The sequence below is a fragment of the Paracoccus sp. 08 genome (genome assembly GCF_024105395.1).
Classification (GTDB): domain Bacteria; phylum Pseudomonadota; class Alphaproteobacteria; order Rhodobacterales; family Rhodobacteraceae; genus Paracoccus; species Paracoccus marcusii.
Map to the genome: position 1 here is coordinate 1 of NZ_WEKR01000054.1, position 4,499 is coordinate 4,499.

4 protein-coding genes are annotated in these 4,499 nt (G+C 58.4%); 3 read left to right on the forward strand and 1 reads right to left on the reverse strand.

What is annotated here, in order from left to right:
* Window positions 1–265: 265 nt before the first annotated feature.
* The 3 genes from GBO37_RS13930 (at window position 266) to GBO37_RS13940 (ending at window position 3,888) form a co-directional block, all read left to right on the forward strand.
* Window positions 266–679 (forward strand): DUF3768 domain-containing protein, encoded by a 414-nt coding sequence (locus GBO37_RS13930; RefSeq protein ID WP_052714916.1) that lies wholly within the window; start codon window positions 266–268, stop codon window positions 677–679.
* A 266-nt stretch (window positions 680–945) separates the two neighbouring features.
* Window positions 946–2,820, forward strand: a complete 1,875-nt coding sequence (locus tag GBO37_RS13935) for a ParB/RepB/Spo0J family partition protein (protein ID WP_252929631.1) — start codon at window positions 946–948, stop codon at window positions 2,818–2,820.
* A gap of 753 nt (window positions 2,821–3,573) precedes the next feature.
* Window positions 3,574–3,888, forward strand: a complete 315-nt coding sequence (locus GBO37_RS13940) for an H-NS family nucleoid-associated regulatory protein (RefSeq protein ID WP_084697589.1) — start codon at window positions 3,574–3,576, stop codon at window positions 3,886–3,888.
* A 145-nt stretch (window positions 3,889–4,033) separates the two neighbouring features.
* Here the strand turns inward: GBO37_RS13940 and GBO37_RS13945 are convergent, their stop codons facing one another.
* Window positions 4,034–4,315 (reverse strand): helix-turn-helix domain-containing protein, encoded by a 282-nt coding sequence (locus GBO37_RS13945; RefSeq protein ID WP_084697590.1) that lies wholly within the window; start codon window positions 4,313–4,315, stop codon window positions 4,034–4,036.
* Between the last annotated feature and the right edge of the window lie 184 nt (window positions 4,316–4,499).

Here is a 4,499-nt window from a genome sequence, read left to right on the forward strand (position 1 = left end):
AAGAAGTCAGGCCAGGCGCCGATCCGCGACCGTCACCAATGCGGGCACCGCGTTGCGGTGACAGTTTCTTTTTTGGCCCCTTACGGGGCTGTGCGCTCCCTCCCCTCAGGCATCAAAAGAAGTCCGAAGGGGGTGCTTTGGTCAAGCTATTTAATTGCCGAAAACGGCAATAAATAAGTGGGAAAGCGTTGTTATAAATAGTAAAAAGGAGGTGCGGAAGGGGCGCAGCAAGCGCACCACGCTAACCACTACAAGGAGGCCAGACATGGCTCTAGCAATCCAAACCGACACCGCCGCCGAGCAGGCGCGCGACCACATGCTGCGCCTGCTGATCGCAGAGCAGAACGACGCCTTCCGGCGCTGCCTGGGCTTCGCAGCCCTGTGGCGGGACCATCATCTGAAAGGCCGTGTTGTCGTCACGCCGGGTTTCGAGGCTCTGCCCGTGGTGACCAAATCCGCGCTGATGGAGAAGGTTATCAACTTCACCGACTTCACCGAGGAAAACGACCCTTGGGAGGATCACTCCTTTGGTCGCGTGGAGGCCGATGGCGCGGCGATCTTCTGGAAGATCGACCTTTTCGACACCGCCTACACCTACGGCGCAACGATGCCCGATTGTGCCTGTGACCCTGACCAGACGCGCCGTGTCCTGACGCTCTACCTGCCGTCCGAACACTGACCGGGGATCGGCCTGCTTTGCTCCGCAGGCAGGCCGATGCTTCCCGCAGCTTCACCGACAAGGGAATGAACACATGAGCAATGCAGTCTTGGAACAGCGTCTCGCAGAAGCATGGGCGCTGGTCAGGAAGGGCGACACCTTCGGTATCGGACGCCGCTTCCTGACGCAGCATGGGGCCGGTTGAAACCCCCCCCCATCGCTTTGTCCTGCCCTCACAGCCGGACGCCACATCAATCAAGTAATCGTCGCAAACAGGAATGCCACCCATGAAAACCGAAATCATCGCCGCCGCCCCGATCCAGTATTTCCCGCTGGCCCAACTCTATGTCTCCGACATGAACCCGCGTCAGGACGCGGACCCGGAGGGGATCGACCTGCTGGCCGACAGCCTTGCCATGATCGGCCTGATCCAGAACCTTTCCGGCACCGTTGACGCGGATGGCCGCGTCGGCATCGTCGCCGGGGGGCGCAGGCTGCGCGCCATTGCCCGTGCGGTCGAGCGTGATCCAACCGTGACCAAGCGCCACCCGGAACTGGCCTCCGTTCCCGTCCGCATCGCAGCCGACGAGGCCACCGCGCGGGCATGGGCCAGCGCCGAGAACGCCGCCCGCGAGGACTTGGCACCCGCCGATGAAATCCGTGCCTATGGCCGGATGAAGGATGCGGGCGCGGACGTGTCCACCATCGCCCGCAGCTTCGGCAAGACCGAGGCGCATGTTTACCGCCGCCTTGCGCTGGCCGCGCTGCCCGCCCCGGTTCTGGACGCCTTGAAGGCGGGGCAGATCAGCCTTGGCATGGCGAAAGCCTTTACCGTGTCCCAGGACGAGGCCCTGACCTTGCAGGTTCTGGCCGAGGTGAAGGGCCGCGACCTGTCGGAACACCAGATCAAGCGCGCCTTGCAGCCTGACGCGATCAGCGGCACCGATCGCCGCGCCCTGTTTGTCGGGCTGGACGCCTATACCGCAGCGGGCGGGCGGATGAACCGCGATCTGTTCAGCGACACGACCGCGCTGCACGATGCCGATCTGCTGGACCGCCTGTTCATCGAAAAACTGAAAGAGGAAGCGGCGAAGGTCGGGGAGGTCTGGAAATGGGCGGATGTTTCGACCGACAGCTATATTCCCTACGGCACCACGGAGAAGATGGACCGGGTCTACCGCGTCGAGGGCGAACTGACCGAAGCGCAGTCCGAGCGTTACGACGAACTGGCCGAACTGGCGAACGGCGACGTTCTGGACGAAGCGGGCAAAGCCGAACTAGCCGAACTGGTCGCAATCCTTGACGGAGACTACACCGACACACAGCGCGCCGTGGCGGGGGTGTTCGTCTATGTGGGAAGCGATGGACGGCTTTGCGTGACTAACCCCCTTGTCAGCCCCTATGACCGGGATGAAGCAATCGAGACGCAGGTTCTGACCGGACATGCCGCAACACGCCTCAGCGCGGACAGCGTCGAGGATGCGCCCAAGTCGCCCTATTCCGGTGCGCTGGTCGAGGACATGAAGGCCGTGCGGCTGGCCGCGATCCAGACCGCGCTGCTGGACAAGCCGGAAATGATCTTTGACCTGCTGGCCTTCGGCATGTCGCTGGCATCGGGTGTCAGCACCCATGTTTTCGACCTGTCGCCGGGACGCCCCAACAACTGCCCGAGCAAGCCGGATGGGTTGGAGTGTTCCGAACGGCTGACCCATGCCCCTGCGGGACATGAGGCATGGAGCCGCCCGGAACTGCGGATTGACGATCTGGCGACCGCCTTCCGCACGTTCGTCGCCGCTGGCAAGAAAGCCCGCAACGTGGCGCTGGTCGATAGCGTGGCGCGGACCCTGCCCTACGGCGCAGGCAGCGCGGAGTTTTTCGGACTGATCGAGGCCGATGCCGGGGCCGGTATCCGCAAGGTCTGGACACCCACCGCCGAGAACTTTTTCAGCCGCGTCAGCGCCGACTATCTGGACACGCTGCATCTGGACCTGACCGGCTGCGATCCGCAGGGGAACGGCTTCAAGGCGCACAAGGCGCAGAAAAAGGCCGAGAAAGCGCAGTGCATGGAGCGTCTGTTCAGCGATGCCGAGTATCAGAAGGCATGGAAGATCGACGCGGAGAAGAAGGCCCGCATCGAGGCTTGGACCCCGGATTGCTTCTGATCTAATTTAGGGCGGTTAGCGCCGCCCTAATTTCCATACTTGAGACGAGAAGATACGTAGCGTTGAAAAACGCCTTTACGTTCTAAAGCCCACTTCAGCTAAGGCGAGATCAGTCATGAATTTCCTCTATCATCGCATCTATCTTGCCGGGTATAGTGGATGGATGATGCCGCGCCGGTTGCGTAAGATCATCCCAAGATCGAAAATTCACCGAGCTTGGTTTTTAGGTTCTACAGGTTACTTTGTTGAAAAAGGCATACGATACGGGTTAGCAAATCCCCGGACACAGGAGCGGACTTACCATGAAATTTGAAGAAAAACTTTTGTCCATGGGTGCGAACGCGACCGTATGGCGAAGACGCAAACCACTCTTTACAAATGGGCGGCAGGTTTAGCAGCATCTGTAGTCGGCAGCATTGTATACGTGGCTATATTCATTCAGAATCCCACAGTACCGATGACCGCAATATTGATCCTATTTGGCTTTCTACTTGTCTGCCTCCTTAAAGTAGTAGAGCTGCACAACGAGATAGATAGAGCCAGGTATCGCCTAGTCCATGATCTCCTGATTGTCGCACCAACCGGACACGGCAAAGGCATTCCATTCCCAGAACGGCAATCGTCGTTCGACTGAACACCCCCATTCCTTGTGGTGAGGAATACTGGCCCCGCTTCGGCGGGGTCTTTTTTTTCTTTTAGATTGGCGCTACCACTTCTTGACTGAACAACCTTTCGATTGAACCGGAGAAGCTGATGAACGTAACTGAAATGAGCTATGCTCAACTGGAAGAACAGCGAAAGCAGATTGAAGACGCGATGCGCAATCTTGATAAAACACGCAAGACTGACGCAAAGAAGGCCGTCAGGGCAACTGCAAAGGAATACGGATTTACTATCGAGGAACTGTTTGACTTGCCCGTCAGCCCGAAAAGCAGCGGTGCTGGAGCAAAGCCAAAGTATCGGAACCCCGAAAACCAAGACGAAACGTGGTCGGGGCGAGGACGCAAACCGCAATGGATCAAAGAAGCTGTTGAGAACGGCGCTGATCTATCGACGTTTAAAATCTAGGTCAGATCCTGCGGGCTAGGGTTTCACCCTGGCCCGCGCGGCGAGCGGTCAGGTGCCCACAACGCACGTCACGACCAATAAATAGCGGTGACTCTAGCCGATCAGAAAGTAGCGGCCCTACGGGCCGCTTTACTCGTTGTTCGCTTCAATCACGGCGCGCTGATCTCTCTTTGTAACCTGTCCCGAACAGAAACCAGTTGGCATCTATTCCACAGTGTTCGAGGACAATTGCAAGCTCACTTGCTTTCAGGTCGCGCTCTCCTGACTCGATCTTGCAATAGGTTCGGAACGGCGTACCAATTTTTTCCGCCATGTCCCGTTGAGAAATATCTGCGCTTGTCCTGACATGCTTGAGCCGATCTGTAAGACTATGCTCATGCCCAAGCGAAAAGATTTCAACTTTCCTGCCGCGTGTTTCTTCTGTCATTGGTCGAAGCCCTCATGAGACAGTTGTTGAATGTTCTAGTAAGGATGATTGCCGATAACGGCAACAATTCATCCTTCTGTAATCATCCACGCGGGGGGCTGAAAGCCGGAGGCGGTGGCACTTCTATCATGGCGGCGTCCCTCGCGTTGGTCGGTCTAGGGCTGATCGCCCTGGACCGCCCGCC